This is a genomic window from Bacillus sp. P4_D3, assembly GCF_056401855.1.
Genome location: NZ_JBFUIN010000831.1, coordinates 1 through 1,264, shown reverse-complemented (window position 1 = coordinate 1,264; position 1,264 = coordinate 1). Strand labels below are relative to the sequence as shown.

The window sequence follows — 1,264 nt, the reverse complement described above, 5'->3', positions numbered from 1 at the left end:
CTTCTAACGAGTCAATTAAACGATAAACAGATGTTTTCGGCATATTCGTAAGCTGAACCATCTCTGTTAAACTTAGCTCCTCATGCTCATAAAACAACTCCAAAATATCCATTGTCTTAACTGCCGTTTTATTTATACTCATCCTATCTCCTTTAAGTTCCGAATTTCGGAACTTAAATTCCGTTTTTCGAAACAAACCTATAATTTAAAATTATAAAATATTCTTTCAATTCTATCAATATATTTTTCACAAACAAAAAAGTATGGAAGAATATTTCTCCCATACTTTTGCTTTACTTTATAACGCTCTCACTTGTTTCAACGGCCAGAAAACAGCTTGTCCTTTTCCGACAATTTCATCTTCTGAAATAAACCCAAACATACGACCGTCTTTAGATACTTCACGATTATCTCCTAAAACAAACACTTGGCCTTCTGGCACTTTCGTTTTCCCTGTGATTTGTTCTAACGTAAAATCAGGAGTTAATACACGACCTGACGCCTTTTCTTTAAATTCTTTTAAATACGGTTCTTCCATCGCTTTTCCGTTTACATATAAAACATCATCTTTATACTCAACTGTATCACCTGGTAAACCAATTACTCGTTTTACTAAATCGTACCCTTCTTTTCCGTGGAAGACGATAACGTCAAAACGGTCTAACCCGCTTATACTATAACCAATCTTATTCACGAGAACTCGCTCATTATTTTCTAAAGTTGGCATCATCGACTCACCTTGTACTAATGACGGCGTAAATAGCACCCCACGAACGATAAAGGCAATCGCAAGGGTAATACCTATCGTTTTAATCCATGAGATCAATTCTTTCTTCGTATTCGTCTTCATCGTCTCTCCTCTTTCTTAAATACTTACTTTATTATTCCAACTAACTCTTGTACTAACTTTAGGTCAATTTCAGAAAAACATGACTTACCTTCTCTAACCGCTGTACCTACATGCGCCTGCCTAATTCCAGTTTCATCTAGTAATTGTTTTACATTCTCTTTCGTTACTCCGCTTCCGACAACAAGCTGTATATTCCCTTCACTTTCCTTTTGCATCTCTCTGAGCACCGGAATATTATCTACTACATTTCCTTGTCCGCCTGAAGTTAACACGTGAGTAACTTTATTGAATTTCTTCAAAGCTTTCATCGCTTCTACTGGATTTTCTGTATCATCTATCGCACGGTGATACGTTACATTTATTCCATCTACAACAGATAATAAATCTGCTAATTTCTCTTCATCAACTTCATTT

At 35.7% G+C, this 1,264-nt stretch carries 3 protein-coding genes; all 3 read right to left on the bottom strand.

Going from position 1 to position 1,264, the window contains the following annotated elements; genetic code table 11:
• A partial coding sequence (locus AC1DTM_RS27095; RefSeq protein WP_477001340.1) for a helix-turn-helix domain-containing protein occupies positions 1–142 on the bottom strand: 142 nt, incomplete at its 3' end.
• Between the two features lie 156 nt (positions 143–298).
• Complete coding sequence (gene lepB / locus AC1DTM_RS27090; protein ID WP_002084707.1) at positions 299–850, bottom strand: signal peptidase I; 552 nt, start codon at positions 848–850, stop codon at positions 299–301.
• A gap of 23 nt (positions 851–873) precedes the next feature.
• Positions 874–1,264, bottom strand: a 391-nt coding sequence (locus AC1DTM_RS27085; RefSeq protein ID WP_477001339.1) for a copper homeostasis protein CutC, incomplete at its 5' end; no start/stop codon positions are given.